Source organism: Sphaerisporangium sp. NPDC051017, assembly GCF_040683095.1.
Taxonomy (GTDB): Bacteria; Actinomycetota; Actinomycetes; order Streptosporangiales; family Streptosporangiaceae; genus Sphaerisporangium.
The window spans coordinates 81,391-104,788 of the sequence record NZ_JBFBCI010000027.1; the positions used below are offsets into that span (position 1 = coordinate 81,391).

At 70.8% G+C, this 23,398-nt stretch carries 16 protein-coding genes and 1 other RNA gene; 13 read left to right on the forward strand and 4 right to left on the reverse strand.

The genetic code is table 11. The annotated features are described in order from the left end of the window. Window positions 1-264 precede the first annotated feature (264 nt). Window positions 265-5,217, forward strand: a complete 4,953-nt coding sequence (locus AB0M95_RS22040) for an NAD-glutamate dehydrogenase (protein ID WP_363767508.1) — start codon at window positions 265-267, stop codon at window positions 5,215-5,217. 64 nt (window positions 5,218-5,281) lie between these two features. Here AB0M95_RS22040 and AB0M95_RS22045 read toward each other — a convergent pair whose 3' ends face one another. After that, window positions 5,282-6,352 (reverse strand): hypothetical protein, encoded by a 1,071-nt coding sequence (locus AB0M95_RS22045; protein ID WP_363767511.1) that lies wholly within the window; start codon window positions 6,350-6,352, stop codon window positions 5,282-5,284. Window positions 6,353-6,427: 75 nt separating this feature from the next. Here AB0M95_RS22045 and prfB point away from each other — a divergent pair, with 75 nt between their 5' ends. Further along, window positions 6,428-7,546 (forward strand): peptide chain release factor 2, encoded by a 1,119-nt coding sequence (gene prfB / locus AB0M95_RS22050; RefSeq protein WP_363767514.1) that lies wholly within the window; start codon window positions 6,428-6,430, stop codon window positions 7,544-7,546. A 211-nt stretch (window positions 7,547-7,757) separates the two neighbouring features. Here the strand turns inward: prfB and AB0M95_RS22055 are convergent, their stop codons facing one another. Continuing rightward, on the reverse strand, window positions 7,758-7,949 hold the full coding sequence (locus AB0M95_RS22055; RefSeq protein WP_363767517.1) for a hypothetical protein: 192 nt from the start codon (window positions 7,947-7,949) through the stop codon (window positions 7,758-7,760). A gap of 236 nt (window positions 7,950-8,185) precedes the next feature. On the opposite strand from AB0M95_RS22055, the gene ftsE reads away from it, so the two are divergent. From ftsE to AB0M95_RS22085, 6 genes are all read left to right on the forward strand, one after another. Next, window positions 8,186-8,875 carry a cell division ATP-binding protein FtsE gene (gene ftsE, locus AB0M95_RS22060; protein WP_114029179.1) on the forward strand — a complete coding sequence of 230 codons (690 nt, stop codon included), beginning with the start codon at window positions 8,186-8,188 and terminating at the stop codon, window positions 8,873-8,875. Window positions 8,876-8,909: 34 nt separating this feature from the next. Beyond that, a complete protein-coding gene (gene ftsX, locus AB0M95_RS22065) occupies window positions 8,910-9,818 on the forward strand; it encodes a permease-like cell division protein FtsX (RefSeq protein ID WP_358516362.1) in 909 nt (302 codons plus the stop codon). A 23-nt stretch (window positions 9,819-9,841) separates the two neighbouring features. Further along, window positions 9,842-10,309 carry an SsrA-binding protein SmpB gene (gene smpB / locus AB0M95_RS22070; protein WP_358516360.1) on the forward strand — a complete coding sequence of 156 codons (468 nt, stop codon included), beginning with the start codon at window positions 9,842-9,844 and terminating at the stop codon, window positions 10,307-10,309. A 7-nt stretch (window positions 10,310-10,316) separates the two neighbouring features. Next, window positions 10,317-12,230, forward strand: coding sequence for a penicillin-binding transpeptidase domain-containing protein (locus AB0M95_RS22075; RefSeq protein WP_363767522.1), 1,914 nt, complete (start codon window positions 10,317-10,319; stop codon window positions 12,228-12,230). Window positions 12,231-12,597: 367 nt separating this feature from the next. Further along, window positions 12,598-12,975, forward strand: a transfer-messenger RNA (tmRNA) gene (gene ssrA, locus AB0M95_RS22080). Between the two features lie 376 nt (window positions 12,976-13,351). Further along, entirely contained in the window at window positions 13,352-13,684 is a 333-nt protein-coding gene (locus AB0M95_RS22085) for a hypothetical protein (RefSeq protein WP_363767525.1), read from the forward strand. A 26-nt stretch (window positions 13,685-13,710) separates the two neighbouring features. On the opposite strand, the gene AB0M95_RS22090 is transcribed toward AB0M95_RS22085, so the two are convergent. Next, the gene (locus tag AB0M95_RS22090; RefSeq protein ID WP_363767528.1) at window positions 13,711-14,799 is read right to left on the reverse strand and encodes a trypsin-like peptidase domain-containing protein; all 1,089 of its coding nucleotides are present in this window, start codon (window positions 14,797-14,799) and stop codon (window positions 13,711-13,713) included. Between the two features lie 213 nt (window positions 14,800-15,012). Between AB0M95_RS22090 and AB0M95_RS22095 the strand changes: the two genes are divergently transcribed. From AB0M95_RS22095 to AB0M95_RS22110, 4 genes are all read left to right on the forward strand, one after another. Next, entirely contained in the window at window positions 15,013-16,404 is a 1,392-nt protein-coding gene (locus AB0M95_RS22095; RefSeq protein ID WP_363767531.1) for a hypothetical protein, read from the forward strand. A gap of 263 nt (window positions 16,405-16,667) precedes the next feature. Continuing rightward, window positions 16,668-18,866 (forward strand): acyl-CoA dehydrogenase, encoded by a 2,199-nt coding sequence (locus tag AB0M95_RS22100; protein WP_363767534.1) that lies wholly within the window; start codon window positions 16,668-16,670, stop codon window positions 18,864-18,866. A 190-nt stretch (window positions 18,867-19,056) separates the two neighbouring features. Further along, entirely contained in the window at window positions 19,057-20,382 is a 1,326-nt protein-coding gene (locus tag AB0M95_RS22105; protein WP_363767538.1) for an FAD-binding oxidoreductase, read from the forward strand. After that, window positions 20,379-21,155, forward strand: a complete 777-nt coding sequence (locus AB0M95_RS22110; RefSeq protein WP_363767541.1) for a decaprenylphospho-beta-D-erythro-pentofuranosid-2-ulose 2-reductase — start codon at window positions 20,379-20,381, stop codon at window positions 21,153-21,155. The genes AB0M95_RS22105 and AB0M95_RS22110 overlap by 4 nt, the downstream gene beginning before the upstream one ends. Before the next feature lie 103 nt (window positions 21,156-21,258). Here the strand turns inward: AB0M95_RS22110 and AB0M95_RS22115 are convergent, their stop codons facing one another. Continuing rightward, a complete protein-coding gene (locus tag AB0M95_RS22115) occupies window positions 21,259-22,407 on the reverse strand; it encodes a S1 family peptidase (RefSeq protein WP_363767544.1) in 1,149 nt (382 codons plus the stop codon). Between the two features lie 355 nt (window positions 22,408-22,762). Here AB0M95_RS22115 and AB0M95_RS22120 point away from each other — a divergent pair, with 355 nt between their 5' ends. Beyond that, window positions 22,763-23,320 carry a hypothetical protein gene (locus tag AB0M95_RS22120; RefSeq protein WP_363767547.1) on the forward strand — a complete coding sequence of 186 codons (558 nt, stop codon included), beginning with the start codon at window positions 22,763-22,765 and terminating at the stop codon, window positions 23,318-23,320. Window positions 23,321-23,398 lie beyond the last annotated feature (78 nt).

A 23,398-nucleotide genomic window follows, 5' to 3' on the forward strand; every position in this document is an offset into this window, starting at 1 on the left:
CCGGCTCGCCAGGGGGAGGCATCTGGTGTCCGTGGGCAGGTCGGGGGCTGCCGTCATCGGCATGCCCGTGGACATCCGCGACGGCGCGGGAGCCGCACGGCGTGACCCGCCGAGGCGGATTTCGGACGCCGTTTTTGCCCTACCCTCCTCTCAGCCGCAGGCGCGGCCGCACATGATCGTCGCGATCCTCCCCCACCTGGAAGCGCGGTCCCGGCCATGACCAGACGGACCACCATGAATCCCTCACAAAGGAGTGAGAGCGACATGCCCCTCGACGAGGCGAAAGATCAACTTCTGAGATCCGCCGCGAGAGAATGCGCCCGCGCCCACCGTGGCGACGGTCTCGACCGCGACGGGATCCTGACCTTTCTCCGGCTCTACTATCGGCATGTCGCGCCAGAGGAGCTGGCCGGCCGCACTGCGGTAGAGTTGTACGCTCCCGCGATGGCGCACCGCCGGCTCGCCGCGCACCGCCCCCAGGGCCGCGCGCTGGTCCGCGCGTACACCCCGGCCGCGGAGGGGCACGGCTTCGACCTCGGGTGCTCCCTCGTCGAGATCGTCACCGACGACATGACGTTCCTCGTCGACTCGGCCACGATGGAGCTGGACCGCCACGACGTGGGCGTCCGCCTGATCGTCCACCCGCAGATGCGGGTCCGCCGCGACATGACCGGCCAGATGCTCGACCACGACGACACCGTCCACACCGGGCAGGTCCTGGACGAGTCCTGGATGCACATCGAGATCGACCGGCAGGCCGACCCGGCGGTGCTGGAGGAGATCGAGAAGGACCTGCAGCGCGTCCTGGCCGACGTCCGGTACGCCGTCGAGGACCACCCCAAGATGCACGCCCTCGCCGAGAAGATCGCCGGCGAGCTGGAGGCCGACCCGCCGCCGCTGCCCCCGTCCGGGCCGTCCGCCGGGGTCGACGAGAGCGTCGAACTGCTGCGTTGGCTGGCCGACGGGCACTTCACCTTCCTCGGCTACCGCGAGTACCGGCTGGAGGCCGCCCCCGACGGCGACCGGCTGCGCGCGGTGCCCGGCACCGGCCTCGGCATCCTGCGCGCCGACAAGGCGGGCTCGGCGAGCTTCGCCGCGATGCCCCCGGAGATCCGGGCCCGGGCCCGCGAGAAACACTTGTTCATCGTCACCAAGGCCAACAGCCGTGCCACCGTGCACCGCCCGGCCTACCTGGACTACATCGGCGTCAAGCTGTTCTCGCCCGAGGGCGAGGTCATCGGCGAGCGCCGCTTCCTCGGCCTGTTCACGCACGTCGCCTACAGCGAGTCGATCTCGCGCATCCCCGTGTTGCGCCGCAAGCTGGAGGAGGTGCTCGACCAGGCGGGCTTCAGCCCCGACAGCTACGACGGCAAGGACGTCATCGAGGTCCTGGAGACCTACCCCCGGTCCGAGCTCTTCCAGATCCCGGCCGACGAGCTGACGACGATCGCGCTCGGCGTGCTGCGCCTGCGCGAGCGCAAGCAGGTGAAGCTGTTCCTGCGCCGCGACGACTACGGCCGGTACATCTCCTGCCTGATCTACCTGCCCCGCGACCGGTATACCACCGCCGTGCGCGTCCGCATGCAGGACATCCTGATGCAGGCCCTCGGCGGCCGGTCGCTCGACTACAGCACCATGATCGACGAGTCGCCGCTGGCCCGGCTGCACATCGTGGTCCGCGGGGAGCGCGGCAAGCGGCTCGCCGGCGCCGAGGTGGACCTTCCCGAGCTGGAGGCGCGCATCGCCGCCACCACCCGCTCCTGGGAGGACGATCTCGTCACCGCGATCGGCGAGCCCGCGCCCGCGGACACGACCGCCCCGGGCCGGTCCGGCAAGCCCGGCGACCACGGCAGGCCCGAGTGGTCCGAGCGGAACGCCGCCGCGCTCACCCGCCGCTACCTGCGGGCCTTCCCCGAGGGCTACAAGGCCGACTTCTCGCCGCGCATCGCCGTCGCCGACCTGCGCCGCATCGAGGACCTCACCGTGGCCTCCGGCGGCACCTCCGACGACATCGGCATGGACCTGTACGAGCCGCACGACCGCAGCCAGTGCCAGCTCCGCTTCAAGGTGTACCGGATCGGCGCCGCCGTGTCCCTGTCGCAGGTGCTGCCCCTGCTGTCGCGCATGGGCGTCGAGGTCGTGGACGAGCGGCCGTACGAGATCTCACGCGCGGGCGAGCCCACGGCGTGGATCTACGACTTCGGCCTGCGCTGCCCGGTGTCCGAGGCGATCGGCCTGGAGGAGTTCAAGCGGCTGTTCCAGGACGCCTTCGCGGCGCTGTGGCGCGGCGAGGTCGAGAGCGACGGCTTCAACGGGCTCGTGCTCGCCGCCGGGCTCACCTGGGAGCAGGCGCTGATCCTGCGGACGTACGCCAAGTACCTGCGCCAGGCCGGCACGGCCTTCAGCCAGCGGTACATCGAGAAGGTGCTGCTCGGCAACGTCCGGCTGGCGCGGCTGCTCGTGAACCTGTTCGAGGCCCGGCTGGACCCGCGCCGCACCGAGGACACGCGCGTGGACCTCGGGGAGGCCCTGCACGAGGAGATCCTGGCCGCGCTGGACGAGGTCGCCTCGCTCGACGAGGACCGCATCCTGCGCGCCTACCTGGAGATGATCCTCGCCACGCTGCGCACCAACGCCTTCCAGCGCGTGGACGGCCACCGCAAGCCGTACGTGTCGGTCAAGTTCGACTCCTCGGCGATCAGCGTGCTGCCGCTGCCCCGGCCCAAGTACGAGATCTTCGCCTACTCGCCCCGGGTCGAGGGCGTGCACCTGCGCTTCGGCAAGGTCGCGCGGGGCGGGCTGCGCTGGTCGGACCGCATGGAGGACTTCCGCACCGAGGTGCTCGGCCTGGTCAAGGCGCAGATGGTCAAGAACACCGTCATCGTGCCCACCGGCTCCAAGGGCGGCTTCGTCGTCAAGCGCCCGCCCGCGGGCGGAGGACGCGACGAGGTGATGGCCGAGGGCGTGGCCTGCTACCGCCAGTTCATCTCCGGCCTCCTGGACATCACCGACAACCTTGTGAACAACGAGGTCGTCCCCCCGCCGGACGTCGTCCGCCACGACGGCGACGACACCTACCTGGTCGTGGCCGCCGACAAGGGCACCGCGACGTTCTCCGACATCGCCAACGGCGTCGCCAAGGAGTACGGCTTCTGGCTCGGCGACGCGTTCGCCTCCGGCGGCTCGGTCGGCTACGACCACAAGGCCATGGGCATCACCGCGCGCGGCGCCTGGGAGTCGGTCGCCTACCACTTCCGCTCGCTGGGCGTCGACGTCCAGACCACCGACTTCACCGTGGCCGGCATCGGCGACATGTCGGGCGACGTCTTCGGCAACGGCATGCTGCTGTCCCGCCACATCAGGCTGGTCGCCGCCTTCGACCACCGGCACATCTTCGTCGACCCCTCGCCGGACGCCGCGCGCGGCTTCGAGGAACGTTCCCGCCTGTTCGCGCTGCCGCGCAGTTCGTGGGCCGACTACGACCCCGCCTTCATCTCCTCCGGCGGCGGCGTCTGGCCGCGTACGGCCAAGTCCGTCCCGATCTCCCCCCAGATGCGCGCCGCGCTCGGCATCCAGGAGGGCATGGCCGCGCTGCCCCCCAACGACCTGATCAACGCGATCCTCAAGGCCCCCGTGGACCTGCTGTGGAACGGCGGCATCGGCACCTACGTCAAGGCGTCCTCCGAGAGCCACGCCGACGTCGGCGACAAGGCCAACGACCCACTGCGGGTCAACGCCTCCGAGTTGCGGTGCAAGGTCGTCGGCGAGGGCGGCAACCTCGGCCTCACCCAGCTCGCCCGTATCGAGTTCGCGCTGAACGGCGGGTACGTCAACACCGACTTCATCGACAACTCGGCGGGCGTCGACACCTCCGACCACGAGGTCAACATCAAGATCCTCCTGGACCGCGTGGTGCGGGACGGCGAGCTGGGCGAGCGCCGGCGCGACCAGCTCTTCCTCGACATGACCGACGAGGTCGCCGGGCTCGTCCTGCGCGACAACAAGGCCCAGAACGTCGTGCTCGCCGCCGCCCGCGCCCAAGCCCCCGAGATGCTGCACATCCACGCCCGCTACCTGCGCAAGCTGGAACGCGACGGTCTGATCGACCGCGAGCTGGAGGCCCTGCCCTCCGACAAGATGCTCGCCGAGCGGCGCCAGGCCGGGCTCGGGCTCACCGCCCCGGAGTTCTCGGTCCTGCTCGCCTACACCAAGCTGACGGTGGACCACCGGCTCCTGGCCTCCGACCTGCCCGACGACCCCTTCCTGGAGTCGTGGCTGGTGTCCTACTTCCCCACGGCGCTGCGCGAGCGGTTCCGCGCGGCCATGGACGCCCACCCGCTGCGCCGCGAGATCATCGCCACCGGCGTGGTCAACGACCTGGTCAACTCCAGCGGCACCACGTTCATCTTCCGCTTCGGGGAGGAGACCGGCGCGTCGGTCCCGGACATCGCCCGGGCCTACCTGGTGTCCCGGGAGGTCTTCGAGCTGCCGAGCTTCTGGCGCGCCGTCGAGGCCCTGGACAACAAGGTCGACACCGCCACCCAGCTCGCCATGCTGCTGGAGAGCCGCAAGCTCGCCGAACGCGGCGCGCGCTGGCTGCTCGGCAACCGCAGGCCGCCGCTCGACCTCGCCTCGACCGCCCGGTTCTTCGCCGAGGGCGCCGACGGGCTGCTGCCCCACCTGCCCAAGCTGCTGGCCGGCCCCGACCTCGCCGCGTTCGAGGACCGCCGCGACGGCTTCGTCAACCGGGGCGTCCCCGCCGACCTGGCCGAGCGGGCGGCGGTGATGGTCCCGGCGTACTCGACCTTCGACCTGGTGGAGATCGCCTCGCGCACCGCCCGGCCCGTCGGCGAGGTCGCGGAGGTCTACTTCGACCTGGCCGACCGGCTCCAGCTCGCCCGGCTCCGGGAGCGCGTCATCTCCCTGCCGCGCGACAACCGGTGGAACTCCATGGCCCGCGCCGCGCTGCGCGACGACCTGTACGCGGCGCACGCGACGCTGACCCGGGACGTGCTCACCCACAGCCTGCCCGGGCTGTCGCCGGAGGAGCGGCTGGCCGGGTGGTCGCAGGCCAACTCGGCGGCGGTGGCGCGGGCGCGCCAGACGCTGTCGGAGATCTGGGAGAGCGACCACTTCGACCTGGCGACGCTGTCGGTGGCCCTGCGGGCGATCCGCACGCTGGTCGCCACCAGCAACCTGCCGCACGCGGAGGGCTGACGCGCGCCCTGATGTGCCGGCAGGGCCCGGCCCGTCCACCGAACGGCGGGCCGGGCGCGGCCGCTCACTCGTCGATCGGCATGTCGCTGCTGACGCCGGTGGGGGTGCCGTCGAAGCCGATCACCTTCGCCGGGGTGGTCGCCCCCTTGCGCGAGACCTGGGCGACGTATTGCTGGGTCTCCTCGACGCGCAGCTTGCGCCGCACCACCGGCCTGTCGTTCGTGGCCCAGCGGACGTTCTTCGGCACCGGCACCAGGCCCAGGGCGTTGTCGGTCTTGACCTGCCGCAGCGTGGTGCGCTTCAGCGAGTACATGATCACGCCGCCGCCGTCCGCGGTCCGCAGGGCGAAGATCGGGTGGGTGGTGGCGGCGAAGATCGAGTCGTACAGCAGCCCGCGCCCCTTGGCCTCGGGCTGCGCCTTGCCGACCTCGGTGAAGTAGCCCGTCGTCTGCGGGCCCGCCGCGATCAAGCCGGCGGCGAACCCGCCGGGACCCTCCTCGGCGATGGTGGCGTGCAGCGGCGCCATCAGGTGGGGGCTGATCGCCAGCGACTCGTCACGGGTCGCGAGCGCGGTGGCGTACCCCTCGCGGTCCAGCAGGACGGCCGGCGGCTTGGTGCCCGGGTACAGCAGCGACGCGAAGCTGAGCTGCCACAGGGACGCCGGGTACTCCCGCATGAAGACCAGCACCGCCGTCCGTTCGCGGCCCTGCCCGTCGCGCCGGTCGGCGACGGCCGCGAACCAGTGGGGGTAGCGGTCGCGGTCGAGGCGGGGGACGAGCACCCGCGGCGCGCCCCAGGTGTAGCGGGCGGGCTTCATGCGCGTCGACTTGAAGTCCGTGACGGTGAACAGGCGCTGCGCGTCGCGGGTCAGGTCGACGGCGTAGGACTCGGCGCCCTCGAGCCTCGCCGCGTCGTCGGCCCCGAGCACCTTGCGGGCGATCGTGGCGGCCTCCTCCGGCGTCACCGCCGGGACGTCGCCGGTCGGGGAGGGAGAGGCGGTGGGGACGGCGGTGGTGGTCGCGGGCACGGAGGCCGAGACGGCGTCCGGGGCCAGGGACGGCTTGGCGCCGCCGGTGGAGCAGGCCGTGAGGGCGAAGAGCAGCACGACGAGGGCGACACGTATGGTCCTGGTCACGCTCGCCTCCTGATGAGTCCCCGCCCATGCTAGCGACGCGCGAGGTGCCTCCGGTGTCGCGTACCCTTGGCAGATGTGGCAGCCATCGATCCCGCAGAAGAGATCAACGAGCTTACCGGCACGCTGAAGGGCATTCAGGACGTGCTGGATCTCGACGCAAAGCGCAGGCAGATCGCCGAGCTCGAGGAGCAGGCCGCCGCGCCTGACCTGTGGAACGACCCCGAGGCCGCCCAGAAGGTCACCAGCAGGCTGTCCCATCTGCAGGGCGAGCTCAACCGCGTCGAGACGCTGGTCCGGCGCCTCGACGACGTCGCGGTGCTGTTCGAGCTCGCCGAGGCCGAGGACGACGCGGACACCCGCGAGGAGGCCCTGCGCGAGCTCGCCTCCCTGCGCGGCGACGTCAACGCGCTGGAGGTCCGCACGCTGCTGTCGGGCCCCTACGACGCCCGCGAGGCGCTCGTCACGATCAACTCCCAGGCCGGGGGCGTCGACGCCGCCGACTGGGCGCAGATGCTCCTGCGCATGTACCTCCGCTGGGCCGAGCGCAAGAACTACCCCACTGAGGTCTACGACACCAGCTACGCCGAAGAGGCGGGCATCAAGTCGGCCACGTTCACGGTCAAGGCGCCGTACGCCTACGGCACGCTGCGCGGCGAGCACGGCACCCACCGGCTCGTGCGCATCAGCCCGTTCGACAACCAGGGCCGCCGTCAGACCTCGTTCGCGGGCGTGGACATCGTGCCGGTCGTCGAGCAGACCGACCACATCGATATCAACGAGGACGATCTGCGCATCGACGTCTACCGCTCCTCGGGCCCGGGCGGCCAGGGCGTCAACACCACCGACTCGGCGGTGCGCATCACCCACCTGCCCACCGGCATCGTGGTCTCCTGCCAGAACGAGCGCTCCCAGCTGCAGAACCGCGCCTCGGCGATGACGGTCCTGCAGGCCAAGCTCCTGGAGCGCAAGCGGCAGGAAGAGGCCGAGAAGATGTCGGAGCTGCGCGGCGAGACCACCACCTCGTGGGGCACCCAGATCCGCAACTACGTCCTGCATCCGTACCAGATCGTGAAGGACCTGCGGACGTCGGTGGAGGCGGGCAACCCGAGCGCCGTCCTCGACGGCGACCTGGACGAGTTCATCGAGGGTGAGATCCGCTGGATGCGCCGTCAGGAGACCGGCGCGGGCCAGTGACGGCCCGGCGGTGGCGGCCGGCGTGACGGCGGGTGACGGCGGGCGTGGCTAGGTGACCACCGCGCGGTCCTTCACCGGCCGGGGCGGCTCACGGCCGCCCGCCGCCCTTGACGACGCCGGGCGGACCCTACGCCTGACTCCGGCTCTACGCCGCTCGCGCGCGCCGGGGCCCGGCGCGCCGCGACCCCGGGGACGCCGGCCGGAGCGCCGCTCAGGCGCCGTACAGGTGCTTGAGCGCCAGTGTGAACACCAGCAGCGCGACCAGCACGATCGCGACGAGCATGGGGGACAGGCCGCCCAGCCCATGGTGGTGCAGCCTGTCCCTGCTGGCCCGGCACGCGGGGCAGCGTCCCTCGACCACGGGGCCGGCGCACTGTGCGCAGACGAGATGTTCGCAGCTCACGGGATATCTCCCTCTCCACGATGATCGCTTTACCATGCCGTTAGCGAGTGTGGAATCGTTTTGTTTCCGTTATGGACGTTCCATGCCAGTGTTACCCCTAGACTGAGCCTCGGCCAACCGGAACGTCGATCAATGGTAAAGACCGGCGCCCCCCGGCCGGCGAGCAATGCGATGTGGCTCACGCGGCCACTCCCGCTACCGTCCTAACCCCTAGACTGGCATGCCGTGATGCGCCTGTGATCCATTTCGATAATGTCACCAAGGTCTACGTTAACCAGAACCGGCCCGCCCTCGACCACGTCAGCGTGGACGTCGACAAGGGCGAGTTCGTGTTCCTGGTCGGTCCTTCGGGGTCGGGGAAGTCGACCTTTCTCCGGCTGGTCCTGAAGGAGGAGCGCCCCAACTCGGGCGCCATCCATGTCGCCGGCAAGGATCTGGCGCGCCTGTCCAACTTCAAGGTGCCTCACCTGCGGCGCCGCATCGGCTGCGTGTTCCAGGACTTCCGGCTCCTGCCCAACAAGAACGTGTACGAGAACGTGGCCTTCGCGCTGGAGGTCATCGGCAAGCCCCGGCGGTTCATCCGCAAGGTGGTGCCCGAGGTCGTGGAGCTGGTCGGTCTCGAAGGCAAGGCCCACCGCATGCCCGACGAGCTGTCCGGAGGTGAGCAGCAACGGGTCGCCATGGCGCGCGCGTTCGTGAACCGCCCGATGATCCTGCTGGCGGACGAGCCCACGGGTAACATCGACCCCGCCACCAGCATCGGGATCATGAAGGTGCTCGACCGGATCAACCGGACCGGCACCACCGTCGTCATGGCCACCCATGACGCCGCCATCGTCGACTCCATGCGCAAGCGCGTGGTCGAACTCGAGGACGGCAAGATCGTCCGGGACCAGTCGCGCGGCGTCTACGGCCAGGCGTACTGATCACCCAGCGAGAACAACAGGGGACACCCACAGCATGCGGGCAAACTTCATCTTCTCTGAGGTCTGGATCGGCCTTCGCCGTAACCTCACGATGACGATCGCGGTCATCGTGACCGTGGCCATCGGCATGGCGCTGCTCGGCATTGGGCTGATGATCAACGCGCAGGTCGGGAACATGAGCAACTACTGGACCGACAAGGTCCAGCTCTCGGCGTTCCTGTGCAAGAAGAACGACCCCTTCGAGGCCTGCAAGGGCCGCGGCGCGGTCAGCGCCCAGGAGAAGCAGGCGCTGCAGGCGAAGATCCAGAGCTTGCCGCAGGTCGAGAGGGTGGACTTCGAGGGCCAGCAGCGGGCCTACGAGAACTTCAAGGCCGCCTACAGCAGCAACAGCGTGTTCCTCTCCGCGGTGAAGGTCGAGGACATGCCCGAGTCGTTCCGGGTCAAGCTCAAGGACCCGAATGACTACAAGGCGGTCTTCGACGTGCTCAGCGGCTCGCCCGGGGTGTCCAACGTCGTCAACGACCAGCAGCTCCTGGACAAGTTCTTCGGGCTCATGGGCAAGCTGCGCTGGGCCGCGCTGATCGTGGCGCTGATCCAGGTGTTCGCGGCCATCCTGCTGATCGGCAACACCGTGCGGCTGTCCGCCTACAACCGCAGACGCGAGACCGGCATCATGCGCCTGGTCGGCGCCTCCAACCTCTACATCCAGTTGCCGTTCGTCATGGAGGGCACCATCGCCGGCCTGGTGGGCGGCGTGATCTCGGCGGTCATGCTGATGTTCGCCAAGATCGTGCTGTTCGACGGCATGAAGCAGTACTTCGTGCTGTCCACTCAGCTCGGCTGGAGCGAGGTCGCTCAGGTCATCACCCTGACGACCGTGGTGGGCGTCCTGATCTGTATCTTGGCCTCCTTCGTCACGCTCCGGCGATACCTGAGGGTGTGACGAGCCCCGGTAGGCTCGCAGGTATGCCACGTGAGACCGGGCGTAAGCTCATCGCCCAGAACAAGCGTGCCCGGCACGACTACCACATCGAGGACACCTACGAGGCCGGGCTCGTCCTCATGGGCACGGAGGTGAAATCCCTCCGTGCCGGTCGCGCGAGCCTGACGGACGGGTTCGCCCAGGTGAAGGATGACGAGGTGTGGCTGATGAACATCCACATCCCCGAGTACCACATGGGCACGTGGACCAACCACGCCGCGCGCCGGCCGCGCAAGCTGCTGCTCCACCGCAAGGAGATCGGCAAGCTCGTCGCCAAGACGAAGGAGTCCGGCCTGACCCTGGTTCCCCTGTCGCTGTACTTCAAGGACGGCAGGGCCAAGGTCGAGATCGGGCTGGCCCGAGGCAAGAAGACGTGGGACAAGCGGCACGACCTCGCGGAGAAGCAGGCCGATCGCGAGATGGCACGCGCCCTGCGTCACCGCAACCGATGAGGACGACGTGCTGGCCGTGCGCATGAGAAGAGCGTTGTCGTCGGGGCTTGCCCTCGCCGTGGTCGCCCCGCTGGCGTCCGGCTGCTTCGCCGAGCCGTCGCCGCACGAGGCCGTCAGCGAGTTCCTCGTCGGCTGGCAGTCCGGTCACTTCGACGAGGCCGCCGAGCGCGCCGACGGCGACCCCAAGGTCGTGAAGAAGGCCCTGGAGGACACCGGGCTCCAGCTCGACGCCGCGTCGATCCGCTTCTCGCTGAAGGGGCTGACGACCAACGGCGACACCGCCGACGCCAAGTTGCGCGTCCAGGTCGACCTCGGGGACAACAACCCCCTGTGGCAGTACGACAACCACCTGCCGCTGCACCTGGTGGACGGGCGGTGGAAGGTCCGCTGGTCGCCGAGCGTCATCCACCCGGAGCTGCGCGAGGGGCAGCGCTTCGCCGTGGAGGTCTCCACCGAGGGCCGCCAGCCCATCGAGGACCGCAACGGCGACGCCCTCCAGGAGGAGGCCACGCTCTACGTCGCGGGCGTCTACCCGGCCAGGGTCAAGGACCCGGTCGGGGTGTGCGAGCGGCTGTTCCACCTCACCGGCTTCGCCCAGGACAGGCTGCTCAGCCGCATCCGCTCCGCCCCGCCGCAGGACTTCGTGCCGCTCGTCACCTTCGGCGGCCGCAAGTACGCCCAGCTTCGCAACCGGCTGGACGAGATCCCCGACCTGACGATCGACAAGAAGCTGCAGCCGGTCGCGCCCGCCGAGCCGGCCGACATCATCGGCAAGGTCGGCGCCATCACCCCCGAGACCGAGCAGCAGCTCGGCGGCCCGCAGCGGGCGGGCGACACCGTCGGGCAGGGCGGCCTGCAGAAGGCCTACCAGGACCAGCTCACCGGCTCCACCGGCACCAAGGTCATCACCTACGACCTGAAGACCAGCGAGCCGGTCGCCGAGCTCGCCAAGTGGCCCGGCCGGTCCAACACGACCTCGGTGAAGACCACCATCGACAAGGGCGTGCAGCGGGCCGCCGACCTCGCCGTCAGCGGTACGGCGCCCGCCACGCTCGTCGCGGTCAAGGCGTCCACCGGCGAGATCCTCGCCGTCGGCGCCCACGAGATGAACCAGGAGCGCGACGCGCTGGCCGGCAAGTACCCCGCGGGCACCACCTTCTCGATCATCGCCGCCGAGGCGCTGCTCAGGGCCGGGGTCGACCCCGCGCAGAAGGTGCCGTGCCCGGCCGACCGCACCGTCGGAGGCGCGCGCTTCCAGCAGACCTCCGCCCCCGCGGGGACGTCGCCGTCCATCAAGGCCGGGTTCGCCCAGGGGTGCGTCACCGCGCTGGCCTCGCTGGCCCGCCGGGTGGACGCCGACGAGCTGACCCAGACGGCCGCGCAGTTCGGCATCGGAGTGGGCTGGAGCCTGCCGCTGCGGTCCTTCAGCGGAACGGTCCCCCAGGCCGCGTCGGACGCCGCGAAGGCGAAGATCATCGCCGGTAGGACGGTGCGGGTCAGCCCGCTGAGCATGGCCCTGGTCGCGGGCGCGGTGGCGTCCGGCACCTGGCGGCCCCCCACGCTCGTCACCTCGCCCGCGGCGCCGGACAGCTCCTCGGAGGTCGCCCCCGCGCCGCCGCCCAAGCCCATCCCGCTCGACCCCACCACGCTCGGCGGCCTGCGCGCGCTGATGCGCGCGGGCGTCACCTCCGGCACGGCCGCCATGGCCGCCGCCCCGGGCAAAGACGTCCACGGCGTGGCCGCGGCCCTCACGTACATGGACAAGAAGCACCCGGCGAACCTGGCGTGGTTCGTGGGCTGGCAGGGCGACATCGCCGTGGCCGTCCTGACCCAGACCGCGAACGCGCCCGCCGCCGCCCAGATGGCCGGTCAGTTCTTCCGCGCGGCCTCCGCGGCCCCCGCCACGACCCCCGCGAACTGAGCGGCGCGGCGGAGAAAAATATTGCGCGGGGCGAGCAACCATCGGGGGCTCGTCCTGCGTCTTTCTGGGTGACTGGGCACCGCTTGGGGGTTGCGGACTCAGTCGCCGTGATGAGACCAGGGCTTCATCTCGGGGGAAGCCCTGCCGTCCGGACCGGCTCGACCCTGCCGGTCGGCCCCCGGGGGTGTGCGCCTCGTGCCACGCCTCCGGGGGTTTCGGCGTTCCGAGGCGAGATGACGCGGCCTCCCGGCGATGGATCCGGGGGATGTTCGCCCGGCCGCCCTCCGGGGAATCAAGTTGGCACGGAGGGTGTTGCCTAGAGTATCTTCGATTTGCTCGGTCTCGAGAGAGATCGGGCGCCACTCCAGGGGGTGACTGGTTTCGACTTCGGCATGTCACGCCAGGGGAAGCGGGTCGAGGACTGCGGACATAACCTCGTTAACACTGTGACCGCAAAGAAATAAGTGCCAATAACACGCGCACTCAGGGCCAGCTGGCCCTCGCCGCCTGAGCGAGGACCTCGCCCTTGTCAGCCCGGGATCGCCTCCGGCCCGGACCTGGCATCGCTAGGAGGCTAAACCGATCGACCCGGTCACGGGGCCGATAGGGAAACCTAACAGTGACTGAGCCCGTCGGCGACTTGCCTGCGTGATCGCCGGGGCTGAGAAAATCGCAGCAGGCTGCACCCGGAGAAGCCCTGTCGTGGTGTTGAAGGACGCGGGTTCGATTCCCGCCACCTCCACCACCCACTCGGAGCCCCGCCCACATCGTGGACGGGGCTCTCGTCTTATGCGCGGCATGGGCCATCGCTTAGCCCGGGTCTACGCTGGTCGCCGACCTGGCCGTGCGCGTTCCCGGTGCCGAACTGGTCACCATCGAGGCGGGTCACGAGATCCACAAGAACCGCCCGGACGAGTTCCTCGCCGCCGTGACCGCCTTCCTCTCCCGCTGACCGAGACGGACGACCACCCCCGGGCGTCGGAGACGGACCCGCCCGCTTCTCCGCGTCACCGTCCGCAGGCGTCGCGCCGGGGCGGCGGCGGGTTCGCGACACGCCACAGAGCCTGCGGGTTTGCCCGGGTGTTAGGGAAGGAGTGCGGGGGATCGCGACAATCCGTCCCATGGCCTCAATCCCGCGCGATGATGTCGCCGCCACGCTCGCGGCTCGGCGTGAGCTCGGAACCGACTACGAGGACGCGCTCGCCGACGCGCTCGTTGAGCGCATCGGGACCACCATCGACGAGCGCATCGACGCCAAGCTCGCCACCCAGGAGCGGCGCAAGGGGACGTTCAAGGTCACGCCCACCGCGGCGGCCGTGGTCAGCGGGCTCGGGATGGGCGGCCTGTTCGCCGTCATCGGCCGTGCCGACCTGGGGTTCGCCGCCGTGCTGTGGGTGATCCTCGCCGTGGCGGCGGTCGCCTTCCTACTCGGGAGATGGCGCGCCAAGTCCTGATATTTCCGGTGCACAGCCCGGCGGGGTCAGCCTCCCGAGAGGACTCCGAGGGTGACCGTCGCCGTCGTGGTCTTCCCGTCGGGGTGGAGCAGTTCCACGCTGGCCTTCGATCCCGGGCGGAGCGTGGCGAGGACCTCCGCGAGGGCCGCCGCGGTCGGGGTCGGCTTGCCGTTCACGTTGAGGATGATGTCGCCCGGCCGGATGCCGGCCTTGGCGGCGCCGCTGTTCGCGTCCACTTGGGCGACCCCGACGCCGACCGGCTTGCCGTCGGGCCCGACGACGGTGTTGACCCGGACGCCGAGGGCGGCGCGGCGGGTGTTCGTCACCCGGCCGTGCTTGATGATCTGATCGGCGACGTCCTTGGCGGTGCTGCTCGGGATCGCGAACCCGATGCCCGGCGCCGCGCCGCCTCCCAGCTCCGGGTTGATCGCCGCGAGCGTCGGGATGCCGATGACCTGGCCCGCGAGGTTCGCCAGCGCGCCGCCGCTGTTGCCCGGGTTGATGGACGCGGACGTCTGGATCGCGTTGGTGATCGTCGCGCCCGGCGATCCCTCGCCCTGGGGTTCGGTCACCGTGCGGCCGAGCGCGGAGATGATGCCGTTCGTCACGCTGCCGGATAGTCCGAGCGGATTGCCCATGGCGAGCACGATCTGACCGACCCGCAGCTTGTTGGAATCGCCGAAGGCGGCCGGGGCCAGGCCCGAGCGGTCGGTGACCCGGATGACGGCCAGGTCGCCGAGCGGGTAGGAGGCGACGAGCTTGGCCTTGCGCGGCTTGCCGCCCGTGGCCAGCGTCACCTCGAAGTCCGTGGACTTCCCGACGACGTGGGCGTTCGTCACGATGTGCCCGTTCGTGTCGTACACGACCCCCGAGCCGAGGCCCCCGCGCGTGGTGATCTGCACGATCGACGGCAGGACCTGGCGGATGGTCCGCTCGTACGCCTGCTCCTCCGCCACGGGGCCGGTGGAGGTGGGCGCGTTGCCCGTTCGGCCGCCGGTCACATCGGGTGGTCCCGTGAGGCCGCACCCGCTGACCACCAGGACCCCGGCCACCCCGGCGGTGATGACGTGTCGGCGCGCGCGCCGGACACGCCGGTTACCTGGTGTCGTTGCCATGGGGGAGGTGATTCCCGACCTCGTGGAAGATACTCACCGTTTGGGGCCAATGGGTAGATCTTGGTGCAGCCTAGGTGAAGCATGGCCGACGCGACGGACCGTGAAATTCTTGGTACAGGAGCCACGTTCTCTACCTGGTGGAACGCCTGATTCGCCCTACGTGACGTGCATACCAGGCCTCCTGGATCACCATTTCTGACGTAGTCTGCCGACATGGCGGACGGCGTGGAAAAGACCCCTGACCGCCCTGGCTCGGGGCGGCCCTCTCCCTACGTTCCGTCCTACGACGCGCCGACCACGCCGATGCCGCGGGTGACGCCCGAGCAACTGGAGGCCTTCGTCCAGGCCGCCAAGGACCGCTCGGCGGCGGGCCGGGTCCTCGCCCGTGAGCCCGCGGACGGCGCGGACGGCGCCGGCGACGTCGGCAACGCGGAAGCCGTGGACGACGCCACGGAAACGCCGGACGGTCCCGACGGCACCGGTGACGAGGCCGACGTCGAGGACACGGGTGACACGGCGAACGTCCGGCGCCCAAGTGGACCGTTCCTCCACCCGTACGGCCGATCCGCCGCGAACGGGCAGGCCAGGGCCGGTACGCCCGCCCGGCGCCGTCCGGGGTCCGGCGAGAACGAGCCGGGCGAGGCGTCCGGAGTCTCGGTGTGGAGCGCCGGGTCGGTGCCTGAATCCGTGCCCGAATCCATGCCCGGGTCCGGGGCTGAGTCCGTGCCCGGGTTCGTGCCTGACGCCGCCCCGCCCGCCGCTCGCTCGCCCGTCCTCGACCGGCTCGCCGTCCGCTCGGAGGGCTCCGTTGACCGTGTCCAGGATCCGGTCGTCCGTGCCCAGGACCCGGCCCGGGATCGCCGGCAGCCTCGCTGGGTGCGGGCCCTGCTGCTCCGAGCCGGAGATATCCCCATAAGAGCGGTGTACGGGATCGCCGCGGCGATCGTCACGGCGATCATCGTCGTCCTCATCTTCACCCTGTTCTCCGGGGACAAGCCCGAACGCGTGCCGGTGACCCCCGCCCAGGCCGGCGGCCCCGCGTCCCGGACCCCGCGCGCGCCGACGCCGATCGCCGTCCCGCCGGTCCCCGCAGCCAAGGCCATGATGGTCTTCCCCGCCCCCGGTTCGCGCGTCACGTCCGTCGTGGCCGACCGGACGGCCGGAATCAGCTACGCGCGGTACGGCTCCCCGTGGGCGAACACGTCCAAGGACGGCTTCTCGGCCGCGCAGAAGGCCGGGTCGGGACGCCGGCAGGCGCTGATCGGCTCGGGCCCGCTGCCGGTCGCCGTGCCGAAGCCGCCCGCGACGTACGAGGACTACCGCAAGCTGGCGGGCAAGGCGGTCAAGTGGAGCCTGAAGTACCAGCCCGCCGGTTCCCGCTTCGCCTGGACGGTGTCGCAGAAGGCCCGCTACAACCTCGGGTGGCTGCTCGGCTACAAGGTCACTTATGTCGCCGGAGGGAAGAAGCACACGTCGCAGGCGTACGTGATGGTCGTCGCGACCGGGAAGAAGAAGCCCGCGGTGCTGTTCGCCAGCGTGCCGGACACGAGCAAGGCCCTCTACTACGACCTCAACATGCTCTTCTGGACGACCCGCGCCCTCTGACCCGGAACCGGCGCTTTGGTGGGTGGCTCAGTGTGAGCGTGCCGGTTTGGCGGCGGCGTCGTGGTATCGGTGCACCTGTGCCTGGTTCGTTCAGATGCGCGGGGATCCGGTGGGCCGCGGGCGGATGGGCGGATCCGCATATGGTGACGCAGCGTAGCGGGTAGCTTGGTCGGCGGCCGGTAACGGGGCGGTCCATGGTTGACCATGGAAGCATCTTCTAGAATATAATTCTGTCACGTCTGGAGTCCGAACCGGAGGGTGACATGGCGATCGGGTTGAGCGAAGAGCACGAGGCGCTGCGCGAGTCCGTGAGCGGCTGGGCCGAGCGCAACATCCCCCCCGAAGCCGTGCGGTCGGCCATCGGCGCGGACGCCGCGGAGCGGCCCGCCTTCTGGTCCGGGCTCGCCGGGCAGGGGCTGCTCGGCCTGCACGTCCCCGAGGAGTTCGGCGGCGGCGGCTTCGGCCTGCTGGAGACGGCGGTGGCCGTCGAGGCGCTCGGCGAGCGCGTCGCGCCCGGCCCGTACGTGCCCACGGTGCTGGTCTCGGCCGTGATCCTCGCCTCCGACGGCAAGGCCCGCGCCGAGTTGCTGCCCGGCCTGGCAGACGGCTCGCTGGCCGGCGCCGTGGCCCTCGGCGGCTCGCTCACCGCGACCCGGTCCGGCGACGGCGCCCTCACGGTCAGCGGCACCGCCGACCTGGTGCTCGGCGCGACGCTCGCCGACGTGCTCGTCCTGCCGGTGAGCACCGACCGGGGCGAGCAATGGGTCGCCCTGGACAGGGACGTCGTGACCGTCACGCCCGTCAGGAGCCTGGACCTCACCCGCGCGGTGGCCAAGGTCGAGGCCGACGCCGTGACCGTGCCGGCGGACCGCCTCCTCGACGGCCTCACCGGCGAGGACGTCCGGAACACGGCGGCGGTCCTGCTCGGCGCCGAGGCGGCCGGCGTCGCCGCGTGGTGCGTTCGGGCCGCCGCCGAGTACGCCAAGGTGCGCGTGCAGTTCGGCCGTCCGATCGGCCAGTTCCAGGGCGTCAAGCACAAGGCGGCGCGCATGCTGGTCGCGCTGGAGCAGGCCCGCGCGACCGTCTGGGACGCGACCCGCGCCACCGGCGACGAGCTCGGCTACGCCGCCGCCGTCGCCGGAGTGATGGCCCCGGACGCCGCCATGCAATGTGCCAAGGACGCGATCCAGATCTTCGGCGGCATCGGCTACACGTTCGAGCACGACGCCCACCTCTACTACCGCCGCGCGCTCACTCTGCGCGCGCTGCTCGGCCCGTCGGCCGCGTGGGCGGGCGCGGTGGCGTCGTACGCGCTGTCGGGTGTCACGCGGGAGATGCGCATCGACCTGCCGGAGGAGTCCGAGGCGCTGCGCGCCGCGATCCGCGACGAGATCGCCGCGATCGCGGCGCTGGAGGGCAAGGAGCAGAAGCGCGCCCTGGCGGCGAAGGGCTTCGTCATGCCCCACCTCCCGGCCCCCTGGGGACGGGACGCCTCGCCGCTGGAGCAGGTGCTCATCCAGCAGGAGCTGAAGACCGCGGGGGTTCGCCTGCCGCAGATGATCATCGGCGCGTGGGTGGTGCCGTCCATCGCGGCGTACGGCACCCCTGAACAGCAGGAACGGTTCCTGCCGTCCACGCTCTCCGGCGAGCTGATCTGGTGTCAGCTCTTCAGCGAGCCGGGCGCGGGCTCCGACCTGGCGTCGCTGCAGATGAAGGCCGAGAAGGTCGAGGGCGGCTGGCGGCTCAACGGCCAGAAGATCTGGACGTCCGTCGCGCACGTCGCCGAATGGGGCATCTGCATCGCCCGCACGGACCCCTCCAAGCCCAAGCACGACGGCATCACCTACTTCCTGGTGGACATGAAGGCGCCCGGCGTCACCGTGCGGCCGCTCACCGAGATGACCGGCGAGAACATGTTCAACGAGGTGTTCTTCGACGACGTCTTCGTCCCGGACGACCTGGTGGTGGGCGAGGTCGGTGAGGGCTGGCGGGTGGCGCGCAACACGCTGTCCAACGAGCGCGTCTCCCTGTCGTCCGGGTCGGGCGGCACCGGCTCGTCGGTCCCCGACCTGCTCGGCCTGGCATCCCGTCACGGGCGTGAGCTGACCGAGGCCGAGCGGCTGGAGCTGGCCGGGGTGGTGTGCGAGGGGCACTCGATCAACGCGCTGAGCCTGCGGGTCACGCTCAAGCAGCTCGCCGGGTCCGAGCCGGGCGCGGACGCGTCGGTGCGCAAGCTGCTGTCCACCTCCCACGCTCAGCACGTCTCGGAGTGCGCGGTGAGCCTGCTCGGCACGTCCGCCGTGATCGCCGCCGACATGAAGCTGGGCGACGCGGGCTACTGGAACCGGGCCGTCCTCTCCACGCGCGCCATGACGATCTACGGCGGCACGACGGAGGTACAGCTCAACATCATCGGCGAGCGCATGCTGGGCCTTCCCCGCGACCCCGAGCCGGGCAAGTAGGCGAGGAGGACGGGGGCCGGACCACCGGCTCGGCGCCGTGAGCGAATCTCGGGCCGGGGGGATCGGCCGGTGCGAGGGAAGATACTGGACATTTCGCGTTACCGAATGTTCAGTTACCGGCGCGGCGGGGCCATGCCGTCACCCTCTAGGGTGTGAGCATCGTCCTGCTCGCCGTCCGAATCCAGGTGAGATGACCTTCCTGACCGGCTGGGGGCGCACCGCCCCCACGCCCGCCACGCTCGTCGCGCCGCGCACGGCCGAGCGGCTCGCCGCGCTCGTCGCCGACGCGCCCCCGCGCGGTCTCGTCGCCCGGGGCCTCGGCCGCGCGTACGGCGACGCCGCCCAGAACGCGGGCGGGGTCGTCGTGGACCTCACCCGCCTGGAGCCGCGCTGGTCGTTCGACCCCGAGACGGGCGTGGTGACCGCCTCGGCGGGGACGAGCCTGCACGAGCTGATGACCGCCCTGGTGCCCAAGGGCTGGTTCGTCCCCGTCAGCCCAGGGACGCGGCACGTCACCGTGGGCGGGGCCGTCGCCGCCGACGTGCACGGCAAGAACCACCACGTCGACTCGTCCCTCGGGGCTCACCTGCGCTCGCTGAGGCTGCTCACGGCCGACGGGACGATCCGCACGCTGACCCCGCCGGACGAGCTGTTCTGGGCCACCGTCGGAGGCATGGGCCTCACCGGCGTGATCGTCGAGGCGAGCTTCGGCTGCGTGCCGATCGAGACCTCGCGCGTGCGGGTGGACGTCGAGCGCACGCGCGACCTGGACCACACGCTGGAGGTCATGGCGGCCACCGACGACGGGTACCGCTACGCCGTGGCCTGGATCGACCTGCTCGCCCGCGGCCCGCGCATGGGACGCAGCGTGCTGACCCGCGGTGACCACGCGCGCCGCGAGGAGCTTCCGCGCGGGCACGACCCGCTGGCCTTCGCGCCGTCCTCGCGGCTGACCGCGCCGCCGTGGGCGCCGAACGGGCTGCTCAACCGGCTCACCGTGCGCGCGTTCAACGAGGCCTGGTACGCGAAGGCGCGCGAGCGGCGGATCATCCAGGACATCGCGCCGTTCTTCCACCCTCTGGACTTCGTCCAGGGATGGAATCGGATCTACGGCTCGCGGGGGTTCGTCCAGTACCAGTTCGTCGTCCCCTTCGGCGGGGAAGGCACGTTGCGGCGGGTCGTGTCCCGGTTGTCCGCCGAGGGCGTGGTGTCGTTCCTCACCGTCCTCAAGCGGTTCGGCGCGGGCACGCCCGGCATGCTGTCCTTCCCGATGCCCGGCTGGACGCTCTCGCTCGACATCCCGGCCGGTCACGCCGGGCTCGCCGAGTTGCTGCGCGAGTTCGACGCCTGGGTGGCCGAGGCCGGCGGGCGCCTCTACCTGGCCAAGGACGCGCGGATGCGCGCCGAGCTGCTGCCCGTGATGTACCCGCGGCTTCAGGAATGGGCGAAGATACGGCAGACGGCGGACCCCGGCGGCGTGTTCCGCTCCGACCTGGCGAGGAGGCTGGGCCTGTGAAGAACGCCCTCGGTTCGGTGGACTCGGTGTTGCTGCTCGGGGGGCGCAGCGAGATCGGGCTCGCGGTGGTGGAGCGCCTGGTGCGCGCCGGCGCCCGCAAGGTCGTGCTCGCCGCGCGCCCCGGCACGTCCGCCGAGGTGAGCGATCCCGAGGACGGGACGGCCGCGCGGCTCGTGGCGCTCGGCGCCGAGGTCCACCGGCTGGACTTCGACGCGGCCCGGCCCGAGACGCACGGCAAGGTGATCGACTCCGCCGCCGATCTGGCCGGAGACCTCGACGTCGTGATCGCCGCCTTCGGCGTGCTCGGGGACCAGGCCGCCTACGAGCGGGACCCGGTCGCGGCGGCGGAGTCCGTGGCCGTCAACCTCGCCGGTCACGTCTCGGCCGGCCTGTTCGCGGCCCGCCGCCTGCGCGAGCAGGGCCACGGCACGCTGGTCGTCCTTTCGTCGGTGGCGGGGGTGCGCGTGCGGCGGGCGAACTTCGTGTACGGCGCGTCCAAGGCGGGCCTGGACGGCTTCGCGCAGGGCCTGGCGGACTCCCTGCACGGGTCGGGCGCCCGCGTGATGGTGGTACGGCCGGGTTTCGTCAAGGGACGGATGACGGCCGGACTGCCGCCCGCCCCCATGTCCTCCACGCCGGGCGAGGTCGCGGACGCGGTCGTCCAGGGTCTGCGCGACGGCGCCGAGACCGTGTGGGCCCCGGCCAGGCTCCGCCTCGTCTTCACCCTCATGCGCGCCCTTCCCCGCCCGCTCTGGCGGCGCCTGCCGCGTTAGGGGCACGGAAAAGCGCCGCCGTCCCTGGTGGGGACGGCGGCGCCGTGTTTCTACGTTTCTACGCTTCCACGTTTCTGCGGAGTTCTACGGTGAGGGTGCCGGGTCAGCCGAGCACGAGGGTCAGGCCGTAGACCGAGAGGATCTCGTTGACCGGCTGGAAGAAGGTCGTGCCGCCGGAGGTGCAGTTGCCCGAGCCGCCGGAGGTGACGCCCTGGGCCTGGTTACCCGAGATGTACGAGCCGCCGGAGTCGCCGGGCTCGGCGCAGACGCTGGTGCGGGTGACCTCGTAGACGGTGCCCTGCGAGTAGGTCACGCTGGTGTTGCGCTGCTGGACGGTGCCGCAGTGCCAGCCGGTGGTGGAACCGGAGCGGCAGATCGAGGAGCCCTCGACCGCGACCGCGGAGCCGCGGACGGCGACGGAGCCGTTGTTGACGGTGCCGCGCGGGGTCCAGTTGCTGTTCACCGCGATCCACGAGTAGTCGTTGCCCGGGAACGAGGAGCCCTGGAAGGTGCCCTGGGCGACCCGGTTGTAGCCGGTGGTCGAGTTGCCCGCCCGGCCGCAGTGACCGGCGCTGACGAAGCCCGGCGTGGTGCCGCGCCGCACGGAGAAGCCGATCGAGCAGCGGGCCGAGTTGTTGATGTAGTACGCCTGGCCGCCGATCAGGTCGTAGAACGTCTGCGGCTGCTCCTTGGAGAGCTCGACGCGCACGGCGGCCTTGTCCACGCCGGCGGAGGCGATCCACGCCTCGGCCTCGGCGGGCTGGGACGACTGGACGACGACACTGTTGGTCCGGACGTCGACGAACCACACCGGCGCCGACTTGGGAGCCTGCGCTGAGGCCTTGTCCAGGGTGTCCTTGATCGAGTTGAGGGTCGCGAGGCTGCGGCCGACCACCGCCGCCTGGATGCCCGTGCCGGTCACGCGGGAGGCCGCGGCGGCGTCGGTGGTGGCGACGGTGAGGGTGCCGGAGGTCGGGCCGCTGAGCCAGGAGCCGGCGAAGGTGCCGCCGAGGCTCTCGCGGATCTTCGTCTCGGCGCCGGTGAGGCGGGTCTCGTTGAGCAGACGGGACTCGGCCTGCTCCTGGGTGATGCCGAGGTCGCGGCTCATCGCGTCGACCATGGCGGGCGCGGGCTGCGAGGCCGAGGTTCCGGCCGCGAGGGGGTCGCGGTCGGCCATCGCGGGAGTGGCCAGGATCGTGAGGGCACTGATTGCGAGAGCGCATCCGGCGGTGACCGTGCGTCTGCGAAGCATGGGCTCTCCTCGTTGTTCGGGGGGGTGTCGTCACCGTAACCGCGAGCGGGCGTCACGCGGAGCTATCGTTTCGCCCATATCACCGCGTTATGGACCTGCCTCATTACGAACTGTCGGACATTGTGCACATCTGGTAATGAGGGGGAAAATCGGCGGTGCTCGCGGGTGGCGGGAGGCGGGGCTCCAGGAAATGCGATGATTTTCGCCCGGGGTTGTGGATTGAATGCGATTATGTCGCGATTATGGCCGTTGCGATTCCGGGGAAGCGGCGGGCAGACTGTTCACTCGCGTTTCGCTGCTTCCCAGCGAAAGTGGCATCCCTCCGCATTCCCTCATCTCCCGAGTTGGAGTAGAAATGTCAGGATTCGCTCCACGTCGCCGGCGGGCCATGGCCGTGCTGGTCACGGCCCTGTCCGGCGCCTCGTTCGCCGTAATTCCGCCCATATCTGCATCCGCTGCGACAATTCCCGACGCCACGACGACGGCCATTCCGTCCATCACCCTCAAGCCCGCCGCGCCGGCCGTCCAAAAGCCCGCCGCCCGGGTGCCCGAATTCGTGTACTATGCGCAGTTCCTCGTGAACACGCGCCCCCCGCATGCGAAGCCCGGTGACTCCTGGGTGACTTATCTCGCGCTCTATGACGTGAGGAAGAACAGGGTCGGCGACGGCAGCGCCCGCTGCACCGCGGCGTCGGTCACCCGGCAAGGTGTCATCGCGCAGTGCACCCGCGTGCTGCGCACCAAGGCCGGTCAACTCACCCTTCTCGGCATGGATGACCGGTTCGGCGCCCCGCCGTGGACGAGCACGGCCGCCATCCTCGGCGGCACCGGCCGCTACGCCGGGATGACCGGTTCCGCGCGCGTCACGGTGACGCAGCGCGACGTCGTCTTCAGGGTCCACCCGCTGGGCTGAGAGGCCCCTGGGAACGCGGCGGGGGGGGGGGGGCCGCGGGGGGGGGGGGGGCGGGGGGGAGGAGGGTGGGGGTGGGTT

What these genes read in the sequence shown, in the direction of transcription:
- AB0M95_RS22115 (WP_363767544.1), bottom strand. Translation starts at nt 22,407, where the DNA reads ATGCTTCGCAGACGCACGGTCACCGCCGGATGCGCTCTCGCAATCAGT.
- AB0M95_RS22085 (WP_363767525.1), top strand. Translation starts at nt 13,352, where the DNA reads ATGGCCTCAATCCCGCGCGATGATGTCGCCGCCACGCTCGCGGCTCGG.
- smpB (WP_358516360.1), top strand. Translation starts at nt 9,842, where the DNA reads ATGCCACGTGAGACCGGGCGTAAGCTCATCGCCCAGAACAAGCGTGCC.
- AB0M95_RS22040 (WP_363767508.1), top strand. Translation starts at nt 265, where the DNA reads ATGCCCCTCGACGAGGCGAAAGATCAACTTCTGAGATCCGCCGCGAGA.
- AB0M95_RS22105 (WP_363767538.1), top strand. Translation starts at nt 19,057, where the DNA reads ATGACCTTCCTGACCGGCTGGGGGCGCACCGCCCCCACGCCCGCCACG.
- AB0M95_RS22120 (WP_363767547.1), top strand. Translation starts at nt 22,763, where the DNA reads ATGTCAGGATTCGCTCCACGTCGCCGGCGGGCCATGGCCGTGCTGGTC.
- AB0M95_RS22090 (WP_363767528.1), bottom strand. Translation starts at nt 14,799, where the DNA reads ATGGCAACGACACCAGGTAACCGGCGTGTCCGGCGCGCGCGCCGACAC.
- AB0M95_RS22100 (WP_363767534.1), top strand. Translation starts at nt 16,668, where the DNA reads ATGGCGATCGGGTTGAGCGAAGAGCACGAGGCGCTGCGCGAGTCCGTG.
- ftsX (WP_358516362.1), top strand. Translation starts at nt 8,910, where the DNA reads ATGCGGGCAAACTTCATCTTCTCTGAGGTCTGGATCGGCCTTCGCCGT.
- AB0M95_RS22095 (WP_363767531.1), top strand. Translation starts at nt 15,013, where the DNA reads ATGGCGGACGGCGTGGAAAAGACCCCTGACCGCCCTGGCTCGGGGCGG.